Raw genomic sequence first — 22,429 nt, 5'->3', positions numbered from 1 at the left:
CTGCAAGAAACCGGCTAGGCCATTGTGGCCTTGTTCATCAGGAGAGGTGTATATGAAGATGCGGCGTTCCCTCATCGCTGCTGGTCTGACCCTCGGCGCCGCCGTGGTTTCCATTCCGTTGGCCGTGGGCACCGCTTCCGCGTCCGGCTGGGAGACCGTCGGTGGCGGACCCGCGGTGTATTCCTCGATGGACCAGTGCAATGCGGAGGCGGCGCAGCTCAAGGCCGACGGCACCTACAAGGACGCCAGGTGCTACACCGACGACAAGGGCTGGATCTTCCTCGAGGTGCTGAGCTGACACCCGGCGCGCATTGGGGGCAGGGGCGAAGCTATTGCCCCGCAAGACCCCCGTCGCGAACCCGATAGTCCCGGACCCGCGGTCCCGGACGTCCTGCTGCCCCGGTGTGCTGACACCGGGGCAGCATTGTGTCCGCCGTGCGCACGGGCGGTGGTGCGGTCACGACCGCGGGCGTGCCGGGTATTTCGGTGCCTGGGAGCAATCCGTTCACGAACTCGGGCAAGCCGGGCTGCGAAGCCGAAGCGCGCGAGCTGATGCGGCTCGCAGCGGGCACGACTCACCCCGATGTAGTAACGGGAACCGGTCTTCCCGGGGGAGTGGCCGGTGGAGGCCTTTGACGGGGCGAGCCTTGAACGCCTTGCAACAGTTTGTTTATTTTTCGGTCGGATGGTGCTAACTTGCTGGCTGGCACCAGTTCGGGAGTGATCTGCGCCGGGTCCGTGGTCGCGTCGTCGACCTCCGGAGCGGGATGGCGTTTTCGGCCATACCCCTCCCCTCCCGACCGTCTGTGCAAGGAGGCCGTCCATGGCTCCCGAATTCCTGGAACAACCCTGCGAAGACGAGGTCCTGCTCGACCTCTGGCACCCGCTGGGTGCCGTCGAGACGATGCCCCGAAACCGCACCTGGAGGGACCGACTGCTCGGTGTTCCGCTGACGCTGAGCAGATCGCCCGAGGGCAGGCTCGCCGTGTGGAGACGGCAGGACGGTGATCCCGAGTCGGCGGCATGGCCCGCCGAAGGGCCTCCCGCTTCGACCCTGCCGGTGATCGAGCGGTACGGCTACCTGTGGACGTCGCTGGGCGCGCCACGCCCGTTGTTCGAAATTCCGGAGGCGGACGAGAGCAATCGACGTGTGCTGCACGCCATCTCGGTCACGGCCCGCACATCCGCGCCCCGCGGCATCGAGAACTTCCTCGACATGGGGCACTTCCCGTTCGTCCACACCTCCGTACTCGGCGATGAGCCGCACACCGAGGTCAAGGACTACAACGTCGAGGTCTCCGCCGCCGACGGGGAGATCATCGCCACGGATTGCGTGTTCTACCAGCCCAAAGCGGCTCTCTCCAGCCAGGGTGGGGCGGAGGTCGACTACGTCTTCCGGGTTCCGCATCCGCACTGCTCCGTGCTGTACAAGTCGAGCCCGGGGGCCGAGGGCCGGTTCGACGTCATCGGTCTGTTCGTGCAGGCCCTCGACCAGGAACACATCCGCGCCCACATGTGGCTGTGCCTGCTGGACGACGACCAGCCCGACTGGGCCCTGCGCCGGTTCCAGGTATCGATCTTCGGCCAGGACAAACCCATCCTGGAGAACCAGTTGCCGCGCGGCCTGCCGCTCGACCCGAGAGCGGAGACGCCGATCCGGGCCGACAAGTCCGGGGTCGCCTACCGCAGGTGGCTGGGCCAGTTGGGGGTCCGTTACGGCGTCATCCCGGGAGCCGCGTGATGCGTGAGGACCTGCTGCTGCGCGCGGAGAAGACCTGGCACCCGGTCGCGTCCGAAAGCGATCTGGTCTACCGGCACGTGTTTCAAGGCCAACTGCTAGGACAGGAACTGGCCGTGTGGCGGGCCGACGACGATTACGTCAACGTCTGGGAGAACCGGTGCCTGCACCGCGGTGTCCGATTGTCGATCGCGATGAACGACGGCCGCGAGCTGAAATGCCAGTACCACGGCTGGCGCTACGCCAACCGGACCGCGGCCTGCACGTACATCCCGGCCCATCCCGCCGACGCACCCGCGCGGACCATCACCAATCGCACCTACCCGGTGCGCACCAGCGGCGGGCTGGTGTGGACCGCGTTGGCGGAGCCGCCTGACGAGCCACCGGAACTCGATGCGGGTCTCGTGCTCCGCCCCATGCCGGTGCGGGCGCAACCGGCGGACGTGGTGACCCTGCTCTTGGAGCAGCCACCCGCGCTCCCGAACACCGAGCCGCCGGCGACGAGACGACACGGGGACTTCGTCGTCGAGCTGGAAGGGGTTGGCTTCTTCGCGGTGCAGCCCACGGATGCCGACCGTGCGATCATCCGGGGAGTGCTGAGCAGCCCCGCACCGGTGGGCGAGCGGCTGCGGCTGCTTCGGCACTTCGACCTCGCCCTGACCCGGCTTCGTGAGTTCGCCCAGGACCGGGCTGCGGAGCAACCCGCCCCTGAACCGCTCTTGCCCCGCTACGAGCCGGTCCCGAAGCACTTGGCGTCGATGCCCGCCCGCAGTGGCCACCACGAGCTGCCGACGCGGGTCCGGGTGGTACGGGCGTGGGAGGCGGGCGCCGGCGTCCGCGGCCTGGAGCTGGGACCGGTGGGCGACGGTCCGCTCCCCAGCGGCCAGCCGGGCGCTCACCTCGACGTCGCCCTGCCCGGTGGCCTGGTCCGGCAGTACTCCCTGGTGAACGGGCCCGGCGAGACCGGGCATTACGTGATCGGCGTGAAGCTGACCTCCGACTCCGCGGGTGGGTCGATATCCGTGCACGAGCAGGTGCGGAAAGGTGACGTGCTCGCGGTGTCCCTACCGCGCAACGGTTTTCCGCTGCGGCAAGACCGCGAACGCACGCTGCTGGTCGCCGGCGGAATCGGGATCACGCCGCTGCTCGCGATGGCGCAGGCCTTGGAGCACCAAGGTCTCCACTACGAGCTGCACCACTTCGCCGCGCGCGAAGCCGACGTGTCCTTCGGCGACCGCCTGTCGCGGCTCGGCAACGTCCGGACCATCATCGGCCTGGATCCGGTGGAGACCAGGGCCGAGCTGGAGCGGATCCTCGGCACCACGGACGATGCGGATTGCCAGGTCTACATCTGCGGACCCCCGCCGATGCTCGACGTCGCCAGGGATGTCGCGCACCGGGCCGGCTGGCCGCGCGATGCCGTGCACTTCGAGTACTTCCGCAATGACCAGGAGATCGACGAGAGCAGCCGTTTCGAGATCGTCCTCGCCCGGTCTGTCATGAACCTGACGGTGGAGCCCGGGCGCAGCATCTTGGAAACCGTGCGCGAGGCCGGGGTGACGGTTCCGTCCTCGTGCGAGCAGGGGGCCTGCGGTACGTGCCGGGTCGCGGTCATCGACGGCGAGCCGGACCACCAGGACGTCTACCTCGACGATGCCGAAAGGGCGGCCGGAGACTCGATCATGACGTGCGTCTCCCGCTCGCTCACCGCCCAGCTGACCCTGGACCTGTGAGGAGTTCGCGCCATGATCGTCCTCTACGACGACGAGACGTCCGCGGAGTGCTACCAGGTCCGCGCGTTGCTGGGCGTCCTCGGGTTGGAATTCCGTTCGGTGGCCTTGGAGGAGTACGAGTTCGCCCCGGACGATCGCCGGCCGGCTCTGGTGCTCGTCGATGGACACGTGGACCCCGCGGCGGTTGCGCATCATGCCGAGTCGGCCGTGCTGTACCTGGCTCGGGTCTACGACAGCGAGGGCGGGCTCGTGCGCGGTGAGGATCCTGCTGGTCACGCAGCGATGCTGGACTGGCTGGCGTTCGGGCGTGCTCTGACCGCGTCAGCGGGAGCGGCGCGGAGGCACGAGGCCTTCGGTGAGCCGACGGACCTTCCGCAGGTTCAGGCAGAGGCGCATCGGCTGCTGCGCGTGTTGGACCGTCACCTGTGGTTCATGGAACGGCAGGGCGAAGACTTCCTGGTGGGCGCGTTCTCGCTCGGCGACATCGCTTGTTTCGGAGATGTCGCGCTCTGCGAGGAAGGCGGCATATCCCGCCAGGACTATCCCGCCGTGCGGCGCTGGTGCGATCGGGTCCAGCGGGTGCCGGGACTGCCCTTGATGCCCGGGATCTTCCGCGTCGCCGCGGGACATCCGTCATGAGCGGCGACGTGCGGCCTCGCCGCCACCCCGTGGACGAGGTGCCGTCGGTGGCGAAACTGGCCGTCTTCGGGTTCCAGCACGTGCTGGCGTTCTTCGCCGGTGGGGCGATCGTCATCCCGACCCTGCTGGCGTCGTCCCTGGGCTTGGACGGCGGCCAGCTCGTGCACCTCATCAACGCGTGCCTGCTGACCTGCGGTATCGCCTCCATCATCCAGTCGGTCGGGTTCTGGAAGGTGGGAGTGCGGCTCCCGTTGCTCCAGGGGGTGTCGGCGGTGGCGGTGGCGCCTATGGTCGCCATCGGGCTGGGTGCGGGCGGTGGCACGGAGGGGCTGCGGATGGTCTACGGCGCCGTGATCGTGGCCGGGCTGATCACCTTCGTGATCGCACCGGTCTTCGGGCGCATGATGCGGTACTTCCCGCCGGTCGTGACGGGGTCGGTCATCGCCATCATCGGGTTGAGCCTGCTGTCGGTCGCGGCGACGAGCGCGGCCGGAGGTGAAGGTTCCGCGTTCCATCCCGACAGCGGCCGGAACATGGCGTATGCCCTCGGCACGTTCGCCGTCATCGTACTGGTGCACAAGGTGTCGCGGGGATTTCTGTCCACAGTGGGCGTGCTGCTCGGACTGGCGCTCGGCACGTTCGCGGCCTGGTCGCTGGGAGACACCGACTTCGACGATGTGGGACATGCCTCCTGGATGGGGTTGTCGACCCCGTTCCAGTTCGGCAGCCCGATGGTTTCGGTAGGCGGGGTCGTCTCGATGATGGTGGTCATGATGATCACGGCGATCGAGACCACCGGCGCGGTGACCGGGGTCTCGGAGATCGTCGGCAGGCGGGTGCAGGGCGACGACATCACCCGCGCGATGCGGGCGGACGGGCTCTCGGGCGTGATCGGCGGGACCCTGAACTCGTTCCCGTACACCTGCTTCAGCGAGAACGTGGGTCTGGTGCGGCTCACCAGGGTGAAGAGCCGGTGGGTGATCAGCGTGGCCGGGCTTTTCATGATCGCGCTCGGTTCGGTGCCGAAGTTCGCGGCCGTCATCACGGCGATCCCCGCACCCGTGCTCGGCGGCGCTTCCCTGGCCATGTTCGCCATGGTCGCCGTGGTGGGGCTCCAGATCCTGTCGCGGGTCGACTTCCGCGATCACCGCAACTCCGTGATCGTCGCAGCCAGCATCGGGATGGCCATGTACGTCACGATGGTGCCCGAGGTGAAGGACGCCGTCCCGGATTGGGCGCAGATCTTCGGCGGCAGCGGGACCACGATCGGCGCCATCACGGCGATCGTCCTGAACCTGGTCTTCCACCATTTCGGCAGACGGCGCAAGGCCACGGACGACGAGGCGTCGAGTGCCGGCCGACTTCAGCTGGAGCAGATCAACGGCATGACCGCTCAGGAGTTCAAAGCCGCCTTCGCGCCGCTGTTCCAAGGACCGACGCAGGCCATCGATCGAGCGTGCGAGAAGCGACCGTTCGCTGACGTGACCGACCTCAGGACGGCCCTCCTGACGGCGTTCTTCGACTCCAGCGAGGACGAGATGCGGCGACTGCTGTCGCTCTACCCGGACCTGGGAGGACCGGTGGTCAGCGGCGGAATGTCCCTCCGCGACCACTCCGTTCCCGGGCTGACCGACCTGGCCGATCAGGAGCGGGAACAACTGGACGAACTCACCGAGGCCTACCGGGAGCGCTTCGGCTTCCCGCTCATCATGTGCCTGCGTGAGCGTCCACATCTCCAAGCGGTACTGGACCACGGGGCGCGGCGGCTCCACAACGCTCCCGCCTACGAATGCCACGCCGCTGCCTTGGAGGTCGCCCGAATCGCCGAATACCGGTTCGGCGATCTGGTGGCAGCCGCGGCAGCGCCCCGAGAAGAGGCGCTGAGGCGGAACTCGACGCCCTGGCCGTCACCGCCCTTGAGCTGTCCGAATCAGGGAGATCAACCGTAGTCGCTCGCACGGGGCACGGCGTGCCCGGCGGGCTCCGCTACCGGGGCTTGACTTGGCGAACGCCTTCGATACGCTCAAGCAAGCGTTTGGTTTTTAGTTGTCGCAGTCGACTCGTGCGTCAGGGACCGGGAGCGGTACATGGCCGATGAACGAACGTCCGGGCGGGAGGTGCCGAGCAGTCCCCGCTCGGCGGTGATCACCGGGATCGGGGGACGGGCCAGGCACCGCAAGTCGACGTCTTCGGCAAAGGCGATTCTCCGCTCGGACGTCGACGGTCTCGCGGTCGCCTCGTGCGGTGGGCCACTCGGCATGGCGGGCGAGCTGTGAGCGGCGGCCGCGTCGCGGTGGTCACCGGCGCGAGCCGGGGGGCGGGCAAGGGAATCGCGCTCGCGCTCGGTGGAACCGGCGCCACGGTCTACGTCACCGGCCGGACTCGGCGGGAGGGCGAGGCGTCGCTACCGGGCACGGTCTTCGCCACCGCCGAGGAGATCGACCGCAGAGGCGGCACCGGAGTTCCCGTTGTCTGCGATCACCGCGATGACGCCCAGGTCGCGGCACTGTTCGAGCGGGTGCGCGCCGACCACGGCCGGCTGGACATCCTGGTGAACAACGCGTTCATCGTGCCGGACCAGCTCGCGACCAAGGGGCCGTTCTGGTCCAAACCGCTGGCGTTGCAGGAGATGTTCGAGGTCGGGCTGCGTTCCAGTTACGTGTCCAGCTACTACGGTGCGCCGCTGCTCGTCAGCACTGGCGGCGGCCTGCTGGTCAACACCTCGTCCTTCGGCGCCACCTGCTACATGCACGGGCCCGCCTACGGTGCGGTGAAGTCAGGTGTGGACAAGATGGCGCACGACATGGCGGTGGACCTCGAACCGTTCGACGTGGCGGCCGTGTCGATCTGGATGGGACTGCTGCGCACCGAGCGGACCGAGGCGGTGCTGAACTCGGATCCCGAGCGCTACGGCGAGCTGACCGCGATGGCCGAGTCGCCGGAGTTCACCGGACGGGTCATCGCCGCGCTCGCCGAGCACCCCGATCGGATGCGGTGGACCGGGCGGGTGCTGGTCGGTGCGGAGGTCGGCGAGGAACTGGGCGTGGTCGACGTCGACGGCACCTCCCCGGCGTCGCACCGGGAGTTCCTCGGCTCCCCGGTCGAGTTCAGTGACTCCATTGTGGATTGAGGGGAGCGCGATCGGCGTTCGTCGCCTGATGGTTCCGGGGCCCGGTCGGGACCCCCGCTGTTGACATGCCGAACCGCCGGACGCGGGATCGCCGTTGGCGAGTCCGGCGAACGAGGAGGCAGAAGTGTTCGATGACGGCGACGTGGATGTGCGTGACCTCGCTCGTAGGGTCGCGCGCCTGGAGGCGATTCAGGAGATCGAACGCCTGAAGTACCGGTACTGGCGAGCATGCGACAGCAAGGATCCCGATGCCTTCCGGGAGTGCTTCGTGCGCGAGGGCGCCGACATCGACTACGGCCCGGGCCTCGGCGGCTTCGACGATCGCGAGAAGCTCGTCGAGCTGTACAGCAAGCTGGCCTTGCGCCGCGACGGCGACCGCTGGCTCTACAACGACATCCATCATGGCATGCACCCGGACATCGAACTGATCGACGCGAACACCGCGGTCGGCAGCTGGACCTTCTGGTTCATGAGGGTCAACCTCGCCGACGGCGTCGTCGAGCAGGCGTCGTTGGAATATCGCGACCGGTACCTGGTCGAAGACGGGAAGTGGAAGATCCAGAGTTCGCACGTCACTCCCTTGACGGGGGTGAACTTCCCGATCCCGGAGGGAGCGAACGTCGCTCCGGGGCCTGCGGTGCCGGAATGATGCGGCCGGAAGGATTTCTGCTGCGCTACGGCGTTCGTCGATGTCGGCGAGGGTGGTGATGAGGAGTTGGAGCGTGCGGCTGATGGTGTCGGGAAGGCCTGCCGCGCGATCGACGTCACCGCCAGGGGGCCGCTTGGGCGTGCCACTGGGCCATCTGGAAGTAGCGGGTCTCCTGGAAGTACTGCTTCGAGGGCTTGCGGCAGACCAGGACGATGAACGTGATGATGCCGGTCAGAGCCAGTGCGCGGACGAGCCAGCCCAAGACGACCATCCCAATGGGAAGTCCGAGATCCCAAGGCATCCCGAGTGCCATGTAAGCGACGGGTGCCAGGAGGCCGCCCAACAGTTCGGCGCACAGCCAGACCGCAGCGAGCACGATGAGCGTCACCCGAGCCCAGTTTCGGCCCGCCCGCAAATGGAATCCGAATGCGATCCACAGCGCGACCAGAACAGCGTACAAGACTGCGGTGTAGATCCAGTCCGTGTCCTGGGCTGGTACCGGTTCTACGCCGTACTGCTCCAAGGCGGCGTTGAGGCCCTCGGTGACCACGTCATTCGTCAGGTGGAGGAAGACGGTGTCCAGCACGCTGACCAGCAGTGGTACGACCATTGCGATCCAGAACGCCATCTCGATCGTTCGCGGCCGACGCGGTTCGGTCAATTCTTGGGCGGGCACCGGTGGAGCCGCGAACGGATTCCCGTACGGCGCTTGCGGATAGCCGTGCTGCGCGTGCAGGAAGCCGGTCTGCGGTTGCGGCGACTCGCTGTCCTGGACGTGCGGCTGCCCACCCTGGCCGGATGAGCCTGGCTCGGGAGGCCCGTCCTGGGGCTGTCCGCCTTGCCCTTGAATTGGTGGCAGTGTCACGAATGAACAGTAAGAACGTCGCCGGACCCCGCCTACTGAATTCCGGCAATCGTTACAGAACCGCCGAATCCATCAGCAGGCAGAGGAGCCAGAGGCGGTTCCTGAACTCGGGTGAGTCGTTTGCCGGTGGTGTTCATCGCGGGCGCGTGCATCGCGATCGTGTTCGCCGTCACCGTGCGGGCCTGCAACATTGATCCGTCGATGGGGACTGTGTTCGGGCAATGTGAGGGCTGTGTGGGCCGGGCGCCCGGTTCCTGGTGGCAAGGCGGTGAGGCCCCGAAGTTCGTTGTTGCGCTTTTCAAGGGCTTCGGCGGTGGTGGGGAAGAGCGCTGCGGCGCCTTCGCCGACCTGTGCCTGGTTCAGTTCGACGAATTCGCGGATGTCGCGTTCGTAGGCGGCGAAGGCCGCGGTGTGGTCGCGATGGGCGGCCAGCGAGCCGGCGAGCACGTAGGCGCCGACGAGGGCGAGGCTGGACCCTTGCCCGGTCAGGAACGACGGGGCGTAGGCGGCATCGCCGACGAGCGCGACCCGGCCGCTGGACCAGCATGGCATGTGGACTTGGCTCACGGTGTCGAAGAACGGATCGTTCGCGTGGCGCATGGCGGCGACCATGGTCGGGATTTCCCATCCGTCGCCGGCGAAGGTGGTGGCGACGAGGTCGCGTTGTGCCTCGGGGTCGCGGAGGACCTCGTATGGTGGTTCGGGGTGAGCGAAGTTGAGGAATGCGTGTAGCTCGTTGCCGTCCCTGACCGCGTAGAGCGCCGCGGCCCTTCCGGGAGTGTTCCAGATGAGTGCTTCATGGGAGAGTCCAAAGGTGTTGGGCATGGTGAACAAGGCGAAGCAGTACCCCAGATAGCGGTGGAATCGCCGCTCGGGGCCGAATACGAGCTCCCGGGTGCGCGAGTGCAGCCCGTCCGCACCCAAGACGAGGTCGAAGCTGCGCTGGATGCCGCTGCGGAAGGTGACGTCGACACCGTGCTCGTGTTCCGCGAGCGCGTCGATGGAGTCGTCGAACACGAACTCCACCTCGTCACGGATGGCCCCGTGCAGGATGTCTGTCAGATCCCCGCGAGGCACCTCGACGTCACGTCCCTCGACCCCGCCGACCACCGCCTGTGGATGAACCACCGCTGCCTCGCTGCCATCGGCATCGAGGAAGGTCAACCGGCGCGACTCGATGTGCGCTTCCTGGAGCTGCGGCAGGATTCCCATCCGGCGAGCCACCTCCACCGCGGTGCCGCGCACGTCGATCGGGTACCCGCCGCCCCGCGGTCCGGTGGACTTCTCCACCACCGTCACCGCGAATCCGTACCGGTGCAGCCAGAACGCCACGGCCGGACCCGCGATGCTCGCGCCGGAAACCAGGACCGTGCCTTTCGATGCGGTTCTCATGTCCATTCGTCAACTCCTGAGTCCGTTGTGGGACGTTGAAAAATCAACTCGGATCGCCGTGTGCGCGAGGAAACTGCCGGCTCCTGCCGACATCTTCAGAGGTCCGTCACACCGCGTCCCGCGCGAGGTCGGGCGACGGCGAGTCGTGGCTGAGGCGGGTGCTTCGCACGAGCATGACGACCAGCACCGCGGCGATCGCGAACGCGCCGGAAGCGATCGCGATGTAGCTGAACACGCCCGTGGCCGAGTTCGTCGTTTCACCGTCGACGACCACGGCGGTCGACTCGAGCACGGCCGCGCCCACGAAGTTCAGCACCACCGACCCGATCGAGACCATGACCATGACCAGGCTGGACACGATGCCCTGCCGGTCGGCGGACGCCAAGCCACCCGCCATGTTGAAGCCGGATGTCCCGAGCGCTCCTACCGTGACACCCAGCAGGAATGCGGAGCAGAGCGCGGCGGGAAGCTGGGAAGCCCCGAGGAACATCCCGATGGTCACCACGGTTCCGAGCATGACCGCCCCGGCCAGCGTCGAGGCCGGTCCGATGCGTGCGGCGAGCCATCCGGCCGCCGGACCTCCGAGCATGACTCCGAGTCCCGGCGCCGCGAGCAACAGCGCCACCGACCCCTGGTCGGCCAGTCCGTACCCGAGTTGCTGATCCGCTGAGACGTCGCCGATGAGCGGGATGAGCTGAAGCATGCTCTGGTACGAACCGGCTCCGAGGAAGACGACGAGGAGCGTGAGCACCAGTGGTCCGCTGAGGTCCCTGACGTCGATCAGGGGGTCGGGCTTTCGATTCGAGACCAGGAACCACCTGGCCAATGCCGCGACGCCACCGACGAGGAGAGCCAGCGGGCCGACGGCGAGCCAGCCGAGGTCCGAGCCCAGGCTGATGTAGCCGAGCACCCCAGCGAGCCCTCCGCCGAGGAGGAGGGCACCGCCGACGTCGATCTTGCCCGGCGTCTTGATCGGGGATTCGGGAATGACGTTGCGCACGCAGATCGCCATCACGGCCGCGACGAAGGCCGATACGAGGAACAAGATCTGGAAGCCGAACTCCGTGGCCAGTTCCTCGATGAGGAAGCGGGACACGATGTTGAGCACCGCGGAGCCGGAGGTCACGATGCCCACGATGATCATCGCGATGCGGGGTGCGCAGGCACCTCGAACGATTGCGACGGAGAGGAACATGGCGGCCAGCGCCGCTCCCTGCAGCATGCGCCCTGGCACGAATACCCAGATGCTGGGGGCCACGGCGCACAAGAGGGCGCCCGCGCAGCTGAGGAGCAACGTCAGCACGAGCACCCTGCGCTTGCCGTAGATGTCGGCGCTCTTTCCGAGCAGGGGCGCCCACATCACTCCCGCCAGCATCGCGGTGGCGTTGAGCCACGCCGCCTGGTCGGTACCGAAGTGGTCGAGCATCTCCGGGAGGACGAGCAGCGGCGCGGTGATGGCGGAGTCGACCACGAAGTTCACCATGGCCAGGACGGCCACCAGGCCGATGAGCCGCCCGTTCCATCTCGTGTGCAGTCCGGCGTTTCCGGTCCTGCTCTGCTGCATCGAGGACTCCTTGCTTCGGGCTCGCGACGGTGCCGGCACGGCCTGACGTGTTGTCGACTGGAACTGGGGCGAGGCGGTTGATGCGATCCATCCCCGCGGTCGGCCGCGAGGCGAGCGGCGACCTCTTAAGATACGTTCTAGTTTCTTATCTGCCAGCGTAGGGTACACCGATAAGAAACGTCAAAGTGTCTAAGGAGTGTCGTGGGACGACGGCGCGGCGAAGCGCTCGAGGCAGCGATCCTCGAAGCGGCCTGGGACGAGTTGAGCGAGCGGGGATACGCGAACCTGACCGTCGACTCCGTCGCCCGGCGGGCCGGCACCAGCAAACCGGTGCTCTACCGGCGCTGGGCGGACAAGCAGAAGCTGGTCGAGGCGGCAGTCGTACGCCGCAATGTCATCCAGCTGATCACCCCGGCCGACACCGGGTCCCTGCGCGGCGACCTGATCGCCACCCTCACCGAGGCGAGCGAGAAGCAGGGGCCGTTCCTCGCCCAACTCAGCCTGCTGCTCTCCGGCTACTTCGCCGAGACCGAAACCAGCTTCGCCGAGCTGCGCGAGATGATCCTCGCCGGACGCCGCTCCGGACGCGACGAGATCATGGAGCGCGCCATCGAGCGCGGCGAGCTCGATCCGGCCAAGCTCACGCCACGGATCGCCTCACTCCCCTTCGACCTGCTTCGAGGCGAGACGATGATGACGCTGCGGCCGGTCGCACCCGAGGTGATCGAGGAGATCGTCGACACGATCTTCCTCCCGCTGGTCCGCTGGAGCCCCGGTTCACCGGACACAGGCCGAGGTCGCGGTGACCGCTGACGATGGTCACGCCCTCGGGGCGGTGAACGCAGCCCAGCACGAAGAGGACCGTCCCGGCGAGCGCGACGACCAGCGAGCCGGGTCCCGACGACTGGCCTTGTCGGACAGGATCCTTGCCAGCACGGTCAACGCCGTGACGGACAGCGCCGTTCCCATGTAGAGCAGGAAGTCCGTCCGGTCGACCGGTTGTCCGTCCACATTGGAATGGGCTGAGTGCAGCAGCAGAGGCTCCGGTGCGAGTACGTGGGCGAGCGCGTGTTGGCCGGAGCACCTGCCGAGTGCCGAAGGGACCGTGATCACCTGTTCGGTCGATGAAGGGATGTGGGCGTCCGAACCGACGGATGATGTGGACTGGCAGATCGTGAGGAGCTTCGCGTTGATCATCAGGATCGTGCAGCGGCGGGGTGGTGGGCGGGCGGGCGTGGCGCCTCCTGATCGCACTGTGTTCCTGCTGCTCGCGCTCTATGCGTGCTGGGGCTCGGCGATTCCGGCGATGAAGCTGATGGTCGACAGCGTGCCGCCGCTCGGTGGGGCGGCGCTGATCTTCTTGCTCGGCGGGGTCGTGCTCGCTGGTGTCGCGCGTGGGCGTCCCCGGCCTACGCGGGCGCAAGTGCGGCACCTGGCGGCTGCCGGCGTGCTGCTGCTGGTGGGCGGGCAAGGGCTCGCCACGGTCGCGCTGACCGCGGTGACCGCCAGTCTCGGGGCGATCCTCGCTGCGGCGATCCCGCTGTGGGTGGTACTCCTGAGCGGGTTGATCGGAACCCGTGTACCGGTCGCGTCGTGGGTGCGCCTCGTGGCGGGTTTCGGTGGCATCGTGGTCGTGGTTCTGACGGCGCCGGGTAGTGCGATCGGCGGGGCGCCGTGGGCGGTCGCGGCTTTCTGCGTTGCGCCGATCCTGTGGGCCGCGGGGAGCCTGTTGATGGCGAACGTCGCCGGGACGGTCGATCGAGTGGTCGCCAGCGCGGTTCAGTTGCTTGCCGGTGGGACCGTGTTGCTGCTGGTCGCGTTGTCGCTCGGTGAATTCGCCCCGACTCGGTGGTCGGACGTCAGCTGGGCCTCGGCCGGGGCGGCGGTGTTCCTGCTCGTCTTCGACTCGCTCGTCGGTTTCATGCTCTACACGCGCCTATTGGAGAGCGCGCCGGCGCCGCTGGTCAGTACCTACGCCTACGTCACGCCGCTCGTCGGCGCCGCGATCGGCGCGACCGTGTTCGGCGAGTCGCTTTGGGCCGGTGCGTTCGTCGGGGGCGCCTTGGTGCTCGGCGCGGTCGCACTCGAGCTGCGCGGTAGATGAGCCGAGACCGTCGACCCGGGACGCTCGGCAATCCGGTCGAGTGCGCTCACATGCGGCATGCCGACGAGCGGGCGCCACAAGGCTTCGCCGGCCCTGGCCTTTCACCGTCATGGCGCCCTGATCGAACTACTCCGGCGCAGGCAGAACGCAGACCCCTGGCTCCCGCGCAGCTGGTCACGAGGAAGCCGCACCTTTCCCCGCCCCGCCCATGTCGGTGACGGGGTCTACCGCCGGACCGTTCGGTTGATGTTGAGCTTGATCACGTCGGTGCGGTAGTACACCTCGGTGTGCAGGAGCACGCTTCCGCGGTCGGACAAGCAAGTCTGCGTCACGCACACGAGCGGGCGCCCCTGCTCGACAGCGAGCAGCCGGGCGGTGGTGGCGCTGGCTTCGACGGCGTCGAGGTGGCCTTCCATCCGGCTCAGCGGTGCGCCCGCCTCCCTGATCAGCGTGATCAGGTCGACGTCCACATCGGACAACGGGTGCGGGTCGAATTCCTGGTCCCGGTAACGGGTTCGGGCGTGGTCGCGCATCAGCACCGCCGGCGTGCCGTCGACGGCGAAGACCCGCTCGATGCGCCACACCGGGGTGCCCGGCTCGACCTGGAGCATCTCCGCGAGCCCGGCATCGCAGCCGACCTCTTCGATCGCGACGTGCGGCAACGTCGCTTCGTGCCCGTAGCCGTGGATGATCTCCCGCACCGGGATGATCTCGGTGAGGCTGAGCGACACCGGGCCGGTGCTCTCGCGCACGACCGTGCCAACACCCCAACGCCGCTCCACGAGCCCTTCGAGCACGAGATCGCCCAGGGCCTCGCGCAGCGTGTTGCGGCTGACCCCGATGCGTTGGGCGAGCTGACCTTCCGGCGGCAGGCGGTCGCCGGGCCGGTACTCCTCGCCGATCAGTTTGCGCAGCTCGGCGGCGGCCTGTGCCTTGAGCGTGCGAATCAGCGCCATCGGTCGCTCCTCAACTCGTCCTCACGGCATTCTCGTCGTCGACCACGCCCACGCCTTCGCGGGGGATGAGCAGCGACACGAGCAGTCCGGCCAGCGCGAGCCCGGTGCACACCCACAGCGCCCCGGTGAAGCCCGCGATGTTGCCGGCTTTGCTGCCGGAGATCTGAGTGATCACCGTCGAGGCGATCGCGGTCCCCAGCGAGGCGCCGACGCCGAATGCCGCGGTGTTCAGCCCGGTGAGCGAGCCGGGGGAATCAGGTGGGGAGAGCAGCACGCCCAGCCCGTCCAGGGACGTGAGCACCAGCCCGGTGTAGCAGCCGCCGAGCACGACGATCACCGCGAACACGACCACCGGGTCGCTCGCGAACAGGCTCAGCACGACCATCGCCGCCACCGTCGCACCGAGGCCGCCGACCAGCAGCCGCCGCCAGCCGACGCGGGGCGCCAGCCAGCCGGCGATCGGCGCGACGAGGAAGCCCACCGTCGACACCGGCATGACGTAGAGCAGCGCGGACAACGTCGCGGACATCCCGAACCCGCCACTCGTGGACTGGCTGAGCAGCGGAACCACGAAACCGGTCGCGGCGAAAGCGCCTGCGAGGACGAGGACGTTGGTCGCCAGCAGCGGCCATGACGCGCGTGAGGCGAGCCGGGAGGCGTTCATCAGCGGCTGCGGGTGGCGGCGTTCGACGACCGGGAACAACGCCAGGAACACCACGCCGCCGATCAGGAAGCCCAGCGTGCGGACGTCGCCCCAACCCCAGCTCCCGCCTTGCGACAGCGCGACCAGCACCCCGGTGAATCCGAGGCTGATGGTGACCGACCCCGGCCAGTCCAACCGCTGCCGCTCGACGACGCGCACCTCGGGGATCGCCCAGCGCGCGGCGACCATCGCCACGCCGGTGAAAGCGATCATGAACCAGAAGACGCCCCGGAAGCCGAGGAAGTCGGCGATCGCGCCGCCGGCCACCGATTCGAACCCGCCGACGCCGCTCTTGATCGCCGCGATGATCGCCAGGGCTCGGCTGAACCCCACCAGCGTCATGGTCTCCCGCAAGATCAGGAACGCGAAGGCGAAGACCGCGCCGCTGGAACCGCTGATGGCCCGTCCCGCGATGTACACGGCAGCGCTCGGGGCGATCGCGCACAACGCCTCGCCGAGGATCATCACGCCGAGGATCGCCAGCAGGGCACGGCGGCGTCCGACCCAGTCGCTCAGCCTCGTCACCACCACCGAAGCGATCGCCGACACGAGGAAGAACAGCGTCTGCGCGAGCCCGATCGCCGCGGTCGTGGTGCCCAGTCCATTGATGATCTGCGGGTTCGCCGGGGCGACCATCGTGTTGTTCAGCTGGTAGCTGCCGACCGCCAGGAGCAGCGCGACCACCAGCCAGGCAGGCCGTACCCGCAGCGTTCCGGGTGCTTGCAGTGCGGGCATGACGACCATCCTCCGATATCACCGGCGGGAGCGAGTGGAAGGGTTGGAGTTCCAGAGGTCCAACCTTTAGGGTGCTATTACGGGTCGCCGACCCGGGATTGTCAAGGGAGGAATTGCGGATGCCGTCGAACGTTCTCGTCGTGTGCACGGACGACCACGCCCAGTGGGCAGCGGGCTGCTACGGCAACTCCGAGCTGCGAACGCCGACCCTCGACCACCTCGCGGCGACCGGCGTCCGGATGGACAACGCGTTCACCCCGTCGCCGGTGTGCTCCCCGGCCCGGGCCAGCCTGTGGACCGGCCGGCTGCCCTCGCAGCACGGTGTGCACGACTACCTCGCCGAGAGCGACCCGGAGGTGATGGCCACCCCGTGGCTGGAGTCGGAGCCGACTCTGGCCCGGCTGTTCCACGACGCCGGTTACGCCACAGGACTGTCCGGCAAATGGCACCTGGGCCGCCCCGACGTGCGCCCCGCAGGATTCGACTACTGGTACTCCCACGGCGCGCCGGTCCGTGCTCCGCAGGGGTACGAATCGCCCTGGCCGAAGTCGACGCCCGCGCCGGGGCGCTACAACCCGCATGCGATCACCGACCACGCCGTGGAGTTCCTCCGCGAGCGACCGGCCGAGCAGCCGTTCTTCCTTTTCGTCGGCTACCTCGCCACGCACAGCCCGTGGTCCGGCCACCCCGAGCGATTGGTCGAGCCCTACCGTCGCGGCACCTTCGCCGACATCCCGCGGGATGCGACCTACCCCTTCGGGCGGCTGCGGTCGGAGGCCATGTACACCAGCCGCAACGATCCGCGTGAGGCGCTGGCCCAGTACTACGCCTCGGTGAGCGAGATCGACGAACAACTCGGGCGGCTCGTCGACGAGCTGGACGCCCAGGGACTGCGTGAATCGACCCTGGTGATCTACACGTCCGACCACGGCTTGAACGCCGGGCACCACGGCATCTGGGGCAAGGGCAACGGCACCATCCCCTACAACGTGGTCGAGGAGTCCATCCGGGTCCCGCTCATCATCAACCACCCGGAAAGCGTCCTGAGTGGACAGATCCGGCAGGAACCGGTGACGCACTGCGACACCTTCCTGAGCATCGTCGAACACGTCGGCCTCACGCCGCCCCGCGAACGCGATTACCCTGGCCGGTCGTACCGCGACCTGTGGCTCGGCAAAGCGGCCGTCGACTGGCCCGACGCGGTCTTCGGCGAGTACGGGAACCTGCGGATGATCCGCACCTCGCGCCACAAACTGGTCCGCCGCTACCCGGACGGGCCGAACGAGCTGTTCGACCTGCAGGCGGACCCGCGGGAGACGGTCAACCGGATCTCCTTCCCGGAGCACCGGAATCTGGTCGAGGAGCTGACGAACCGCATCGAGGAGTACTTCGGCGGTCACGAGCGGCCCGAACGCAGCGGCCTGCGGGTGCGCAGCTTGCCCCGGCACAACAAGGACGAAGCCTGGCGCGACCCCGGCGAGCACGAGCTCACCGCGGACCCGACGTGGCTGGCGCTCCTCGACAGCTGACGGGTGGTGGCCGTGCCGTTGCAGGACGTGATCGGAGCAGGAGGTGATCCGGGGTGTCCGGGTGTTGTCCGCCGTCGGGTACGAGTCGGCGGCTCGACGTGGCCGGGGCCGTGCCGTGTCGTGGCGGAGTCGATCTCGACGATCTGATCGTGCTGCCAGGTGGGACGTTCAGGATGGGCACCGACGACCGCGACGCGTTCCCCGCCGACCGCGAGGGACCTGTGAGGGAGGTGGCGGTGGCGCCCTTCGCGATCGACCCGCACTGCGTGTCGAACCAGCGGTTCGCCGAGTTCGTCGACGCGACCGGGTATCGCACGGACGCCGAGCGGTTCGGCTGGAGTTACGTGTTCGCCAAGTTCCTGCCCGCCGAGCTGCGAAAGGCATCACCGAGGCCGGAGCAGACACCGTGGTGGTGCGCGGTGTCCGGGGCGTGCTGGCGCCGGCCAGAAGGACCCGGCAGCACGCTGGAAGGCCGCTACGACCATCCTGTCGTGCACGTCTCGTGGCACGACGCGGCCGCGTTCTGCCAGTGGACCGGACTACGACTGCCGACCGAGGCCGAGTGGGAATACGCCGCGCGAGGCGGCCTGGACCAGGCCCGCTACCCCTGGGGCGACGAACTCACCCCAGGCGGCGTGCACAAGTGCAACATCTGGCAGGGCCGGTTCCCCGCCAAGGACACCGCCGAAGACGGCTACTCCGGCACCGCACCAGTGGATTCCTTCGACCCCAACGGATACGGGCTGCACAACGTGGCGGGCAACGTGTGGGAGTGGTGCGCCGACTGGTTCGACGGCAGCGCTCGGGCGCGGTCCATGCGCGGCGGTTCCTACCTGTGCCACACCTCGTACTGCAACCGCTACCGCGTCGCCGCCCGCACCGCCAACAGCCCCGACAGCTCCTCCGGAAACCTGGGTTTCCGCTGCGCCGCCGACATATCCCAACGCGACTGATCCCGCTGGGGGTCTATTGAGAGACGAACCCACTGGTTTCGTTCTTGGTTCGGGTCAAGCACGCTGCGGCGGCCATCGCACCCCACGCGGTGTGGCGCCTACAGTCGGAGGTGGGTGCGGCCGCCGCGGTGTGGCGGTGGTGTGCACGGATCGGCCGACGGACTGCGGGATGAGGTGCGAGCGCTGGTGCGCAAGGTGAAGGATCTGACCGGGCCGGGGCTCACGGATGGTTTCGGGATCGGGGGTACCGATCTCGGGGTCACCGCCGTCGCGCCGGACGGGCGGCTGGTGTCGGTGTTCGGCGACACGTTCGAGCGGGCGGGGGTGGGCGGGCCCGGCTGGCGGTCGCCGGTCGTGCTGTTCGGCGATCCGCGGACCGCCACGTCGGGGATCAGGTGGACCGGTTCGACCGGCGCTCACCCGTACGCCGAGCAGGCGCTGCCGTACCACCACGACTCGATGGTCCGCGGGCGGCGCGTGGGGACCGTGATCCCGACCGACGTCATCACCATCGGCGACGAGATGTACCTGCACGTGATGGTGTGCGAGGGGCTCGGCAACGTCCACTGGACCGAGGTGCACCGCTCGACCGACAACGGTGAGTCCTGGGCGCACACCGGTGCGTGGTGGCCCGGCGACCACCACGGCGGTCTGTTCCAGATGTTGACCTGGGAACTGGGCGACGACGGCTACGTCTACGCCTTCTCGACCGGGTTCCAGCGGGACAAGGGCCTGGTCCTGCAACGCGTCCCGGCCGACCGCCTCACCGATCCCCGTGCGTGGGAGGGCTGGGGCTTCCGCGACGGCGTCTGGGCGTGGGGAAATCCGCCGACCATCGCGCTCACCGGTGCCTACGGTGAACTGTGCCTGCGTCGTGTCGACGATCGTTGGTTGTTGTCGTTCTTCGATGCCGGCAACTACCGCATCGACGTGATGAACCTCGACGGGCCGACGTCGAACCTGTACGAAGCGGTCCGCAGCACTGCGCTGCAGGGCTGCTCGTGGCACGGCGAGAACCACGGCAGCGGGCATGTCGCGCAACTCTACGGCGGTTACATCGTGCCCGGCTCGACGCTGGACGACCTGCACCTGGTCGTCAGCCAGTGGAACACCGAGCAGAACTGGCCGTACCGGGCGATGCAGTTCGCGGGTAGCGCTCCCCGCGCTGGGGCTCGCCCGCTGCCCGGGGCGGAGGAAACGGGCAGCGGTACTGGTCGCCGGATCCTGAGGGCAGCTCAAGACCTCGTCCTGCGCCGCATGAGTTAGCAGTGTGCCGATTCGCCCGCCGGCGTTGGTCTGGGAGGTGCGCTCTGCACGCAACGGACCGACGTTGCGATTTGCGCCGGCGACGACAACTCCAGCTTCTTCAGCCCTCGCCGATCACGACGACTCCCCGCAATGACACGGTTTCGATCTGCTCGCGCCTCGTTCGGTGTCGGTGGAGGCGTTCGGCCGGTCGGTTTGCGGCGAACGGATCCCGTTGTTGGGCGCGATGGCCGAGTTGAGGACGGCGGTGTTGGGCAGCTTGATCATGCCGTCGTCGCTTTCCAACGTCAGGTAGACGAGGCCCACTTCTGCCACGCGGCCTTCCAAGGGCCCACCGAGAGTCCCCGAGTGAACGATCAGGTGGTCGCCGAGGTTGAAAGGGCGCGCGGTGGCGAGCATCAGGCCGGCGAACACGTTGCCGAGCGACTGCTGTGCCGCAATGCCGATGATCACTCCGGTGACGGCGCCGCCGAGGAGGAGTTGGTCCACGCGCACGCCCAGCTCTCCCAGCGTCAGGACCGCGACGAGGGCATAACCGGCCAGGGAGATGACCAAGCGGATCGCCCCGGCATGGCTTGCGCTGAGCCGAACCCTGGCGCGGCGGCCCGCTTCCCTCGCGAGGCTCTGCACGGCGACCGATCCCAGCGCGACGAACACGATCGCGCCCCCGATCGCAGCGGTTTTGTACAGGGGCTGGCCGTTGCGGAACCACTCGGCCGGATCGATCAGGGCTGCCGCCACCAGCATCACCACGGCTGACAACGTGGCGCCCACGCCGCGTTTCGTGTCGGCGGTGAGCCGTCGTGGCTTCAGGGCCAGCCGGATGTTCCGCCGCCGGCTGCCGTCACCGATGCTGGGGTCGTCGTTCGGGGAGTCCATGTGTTTCGATTCTCGGGGAGTCAGCCACGAGATCAAGGGGTCGGCCGCCTTGGATTTGCGGAATCGACCTCCCAGAGCTCCCAGCGAGCACTCGGCGACCACGGCGATGTCGTGCTCGGACAAGAAAGTTCGCAGCCGCACGGTTCATCGCGACCTGGCGGCGGGGAACCCGGCCGTCCAAAGGCCCTGGCGGTTGTCCTGCTATTCGCAGTGGCCGAGCCGAACAGGAGCGGCCGCCCGCTTTTTCGCGCCCTGAGAGCAGGACACTGCGCCGAGCTCGCCACGAAGGAGCAGCGAATCTCTTTCTGGAGCGCGAGTGCGTCGCGGTTCGGCCGCTGGTGGAGTGGCTGTTGGACGGTGCCGGTGACGATCCGCGTCTGCGGGCTCGGCGTTCGACCGGGCTTGCCGTTGTCCGGACGTGTTCGCAGGGATAGGCCCCCTTTTGAACCGCTGCACGGCGTGCGCGCGCCCCTGCAAGGACGCGAGCAAGCCCTACTGGCCTGAGCGCCACGTGGTGAGCAGTCGGGTCAGCGCCTCGGTCGCTTCGCGGATCGCCGTGACGGAGCACGTCTCGTCGGTGACGTGCGCCTGATCGGGATCGCCCGGGCCGTAGATGACGACCGCGGGCGAGCCGAGGGCAGCGGCCAGCACCGAGGCGTCGGTGAAGTACGTGGCGTACTCGGGTCGTCGGTCGGAATCCGCCGGGCGCAGGGCGTCGATGATGGTGCGCGCCAACGGGTTCTCGGGGTCGGTGGCGACGCCGGGCAGGTCCAGCTCGGTGGCGAAGTCCGTACCGGGCAGCGCGAGCTCGCCGATCGCGGCACGTGCTTCGGCGGCGGTGAACTCCGGCGTGGTGCGGATGTCGAGCACCAGCTCGGCCCGGTCCGGGACCAGGTTCGGCTGCACACCGGAGTGGAACGCGCCGACGTTGACCGTGGCGGGGCCGTGCGTCGGGCTGGTCGGCCAGCCCGCGTGCCGGTGGATGCGCACGGCGGTTTCGGCTAGTGCGGCGAGGGCGTTCTCGCCGAGTTCCGGGCGGGATCCGTGGGCGCTGCGGCCGTGCGCGGTCAGCCGCAGCCACAGGACTCCCTTGTGCCCGAGCACGATCCGGTTGGCGGTCGGCTCGGCGACCAGCAGCGCGGGGCTGGGCGCGAGCTCGGGGAGCAGCGCCGCGCCTTCGCAGCCGGTTTCCTCGCCGAAGGTGAACACCAGCTGCACGGCCAGGTCGTCGGGGCTGGTGCGGGCGCAGTGCATCGCGGCGGCGGCGATCGCCGCCACTCCGGCTTTCATGTCGCTGCTGCCGCGGCCGCGCAGCCGGTCGCCGTGGATCTCGCCGCTGTGCGGGTCGAACGACCACGTCGCCGGGTCGGCAGGCACCGTGTCGAGGTGTCCGGTGAGGGTGATAGGGGTGCCGGTGCCGAACCTGGCGACCAGGTTGGCGCGGTCGGGGCGCGGTTCGTCGACCGCGACCTCGAAACCGGCCGACGTCAGCATCGGGGCGAGCAGGTCGGCGGCGGCCTTCTCGCCGGCCGCGCGGGTGTCGAGTCGGACGAGCTGCTGGGCGAGCGCGATCGGATCGGTCACGGGTCCTCCG

The 22,429-nt window shown here is 68.4% G+C and carries 20 protein-coding genes; 13 read left to right on the top strand and 7 right to left on the bottom strand.

The genetic code is table 11. The features are described from left to right. The first annotated feature begins 58 nt into the window (after nt 1-58). The 8 genes from AB0H93_RS14475 to AB0H93_RS14440 all read left to right on the top strand — a co-directional run bounded on the left by AB0H93_RS14475 (nt 59) and on the right by AB0H93_RS14440 (nt 7,889). A complete protein-coding gene (locus AB0H93_RS14475; RefSeq protein WP_358572320.1) occupies nt 59-298 on the top strand; it encodes a hypothetical protein in 240 nt (79 codons plus the stop codon). Nucleotides 299-823: 525 nt separating this feature from the next. Next, a complete protein-coding gene (locus AB0H93_RS14470; RefSeq protein WP_358572318.1) occupies nt 824-1,741 on the top strand; it encodes an aromatic ring-hydroxylating dioxygenase subunit alpha in 918 nt (305 codons plus the stop codon). Beyond that, entirely contained in the window at nt 1,741-3,471 is a 1,731-nt protein-coding gene (locus AB0H93_RS14465; RefSeq protein WP_358572316.1) for a Rieske 2Fe-2S domain-containing protein, read from the top strand. Before AB0H93_RS14470 ends, AB0H93_RS14465 begins: the two co-directional genes overlap by 1 nt. Before the next feature lie 12 nt (nt 3,472-3,483). Further along, the gene (locus tag AB0H93_RS14460; RefSeq protein WP_358572314.1) at nt 3,484-4,110 is read left to right on the top strand and encodes a hypothetical protein; all 627 of its coding nucleotides are present in this window, start codon (nt 3,484-3,486) and stop codon (nt 4,108-4,110) included. Then, entirely contained in the window at nt 4,107-6,059 is a 1,953-nt protein-coding gene (locus AB0H93_RS14455) for a solute carrier family 23 protein (RefSeq protein ID WP_358572312.1), read from the top strand. Before AB0H93_RS14460 ends, AB0H93_RS14455 begins: the two co-directional genes overlap by 4 nt. A 138-nt stretch (nt 6,060-6,197) precedes the next feature. Continuing rightward, nucleotides 6,198-6,386, top strand: coding sequence for a hypothetical protein (locus tag AB0H93_RS14450; protein ID WP_358572310.1), 189 nt, complete (start codon nt 6,198-6,200; stop codon nt 6,384-6,386). Next, nucleotides 6,383-7,240 carry an SDR family NAD(P)-dependent oxidoreductase gene (locus AB0H93_RS14445; protein WP_358572308.1) on the top strand — a complete coding sequence of 286 codons (858 nt, stop codon included), beginning with the start codon at nt 6,383-6,385 and terminating at the stop codon, nt 7,238-7,240. Before AB0H93_RS14450 ends, AB0H93_RS14445 begins: the two co-directional genes overlap by 4 nt. Nucleotides 7,241-7,334: 94 nt before the next feature. Then, nucleotides 7,335-7,889 carry a nuclear transport factor 2 family protein gene (locus AB0H93_RS14440; RefSeq protein ID WP_358572306.1) on the top strand — a complete coding sequence of 185 codons (555 nt, stop codon included), beginning with the start codon at nt 7,335-7,337 and terminating at the stop codon, nt 7,887-7,889. Nucleotides 7,890-8,004: 115 nt separating this feature from the next. Here the strand turns inward: AB0H93_RS14440 and AB0H93_RS14435 are convergent, their stop codons facing one another. The 3 genes from AB0H93_RS14435 to AB0H93_RS14425 form a co-directional block, all read right to left on the bottom strand. Beyond that, nucleotides 8,005-8,754 (bottom strand): hypothetical protein, encoded by a 750-nt coding sequence (locus tag AB0H93_RS14435; protein ID WP_358572304.1) that lies wholly within the window; start codon nt 8,752-8,754, stop codon nt 8,005-8,007. Nucleotides 8,755-8,826: 72 nt separating this feature from the next. Then, nucleotides 8,827-10,152 (bottom strand): FAD-dependent monooxygenase, encoded by a 1,326-nt coding sequence (locus AB0H93_RS14430; RefSeq protein ID WP_358572302.1) that lies wholly within the window; start codon nt 10,150-10,152, stop codon nt 8,827-8,829. Nucleotides 10,153-10,252: 100 nt separating this feature from the next. Then, on the bottom strand, nt 10,253-11,710 hold the full coding sequence (locus AB0H93_RS14425; RefSeq protein WP_358572300.1) for an MFS transporter: 1,458 nt from the start codon (nt 11,708-11,710) through the stop codon (nt 10,253-10,255). A gap of 201 nt (nt 11,711-11,911) precedes the next feature. Here AB0H93_RS14425 and AB0H93_RS14420 point away from each other — a divergent pair, with 201 nt between their 5' ends. Then, entirely contained in the window at nt 11,912-12,523 is a 612-nt protein-coding gene (locus AB0H93_RS14420) for a TetR/AcrR family transcriptional regulator (RefSeq protein WP_358572299.1), read from the top strand. A gap of 346 nt (nt 12,524-12,869) precedes the next feature. Further along, a complete protein-coding gene (locus AB0H93_RS14415) occupies nt 12,870-13,814 on the top strand; it encodes an EamA family transporter (RefSeq protein ID WP_358572297.1) in 945 nt (314 codons plus the stop codon). A 224-nt stretch (nt 13,815-14,038) separates the two neighbouring features. On the opposite strand, the gene AB0H93_RS14410 is transcribed toward AB0H93_RS14415, so the two are convergent. Together AB0H93_RS14410 and AB0H93_RS14405 are read right to left on the bottom strand one after the other, a co-directional pair. After that, a complete protein-coding gene (locus tag AB0H93_RS14410) occupies nt 14,039-14,770 on the bottom strand; it encodes a GntR family transcriptional regulator (RefSeq protein WP_358572295.1) in 732 nt (243 codons plus the stop codon). 10 nt (nt 14,771-14,780) lie between these two features. Then, on the bottom strand, nt 14,781-16,208 hold the full coding sequence (locus AB0H93_RS14405) for an MFS transporter (protein ID WP_358572293.1): 1,428 nt from the start codon (nt 16,206-16,208) through the stop codon (nt 14,781-14,783). Between the two features lie 119 nt (nt 16,209-16,327). Here AB0H93_RS14405 and AB0H93_RS14400 point away from each other — a divergent pair, with 119 nt between their 5' ends. From AB0H93_RS14400 to AB0H93_RS14390, 3 genes are all read left to right on the top strand, one after another. After that, nucleotides 16,328-17,737 carry a sulfatase-like hydrolase/transferase gene (locus AB0H93_RS14400; RefSeq protein ID WP_358572291.1) on the top strand — a complete coding sequence of 470 codons (1,410 nt, stop codon included), beginning with the start codon at nt 16,328-16,330 and terminating at the stop codon, nt 17,735-17,737. A gap of 173 nt (nt 17,738-17,910) precedes the next feature. Then, entirely contained in the window at nt 17,911-18,690 is a 780-nt protein-coding gene (locus AB0H93_RS14395) for a formylglycine-generating enzyme family protein (protein ID WP_358572289.1), read from the top strand. 186 nt (nt 18,691-18,876) lie between these two features. Then, nucleotides 18,877-19,956 (top strand): DUF4185 domain-containing protein, encoded by a 1,080-nt coding sequence (locus AB0H93_RS14390; protein WP_358572287.1) that lies wholly within the window; start codon nt 18,877-18,879, stop codon nt 19,954-19,956. A 114-nt stretch (nt 19,957-20,070) separates the two neighbouring features. Here AB0H93_RS14390 and AB0H93_RS14385 read toward each other — a convergent pair whose 3' ends face one another. Together AB0H93_RS14385 and AB0H93_RS14380 are read right to left on the bottom strand one after the other, a co-directional pair. Beyond that, nucleotides 20,071-20,958, bottom strand: a complete 888-nt coding sequence (locus AB0H93_RS14385) for a mechanosensitive ion channel family protein (protein ID WP_358572285.1) — start codon at nt 20,956-20,958, stop codon at nt 20,071-20,073. Nucleotides 20,959-21,327: 369 nt separating this feature from the next. Beyond that, nucleotides 21,328-22,419, bottom strand: a complete 1,092-nt coding sequence (locus AB0H93_RS14380; protein WP_358572283.1) for a M20 family metallopeptidase — start codon at nt 22,417-22,419, stop codon at nt 21,328-21,330. Nucleotides 22,420-22,429: the final 10 nt, after the last annotated feature.

It is taken from the genome of Saccharopolyspora sp. NPDC050642 (genome assembly GCF_040654735.1).
Taxonomy (GTDB): Bacteria; Actinomycetota; Actinomycetes; order Mycobacteriales; family Pseudonocardiaceae; genus Saccharopolyspora; species Saccharopolyspora elongata.
Note: the sequence above shows the minus strand (reverse complement) of the source record. Positions and strands in the feature narration are given on the sequence as shown.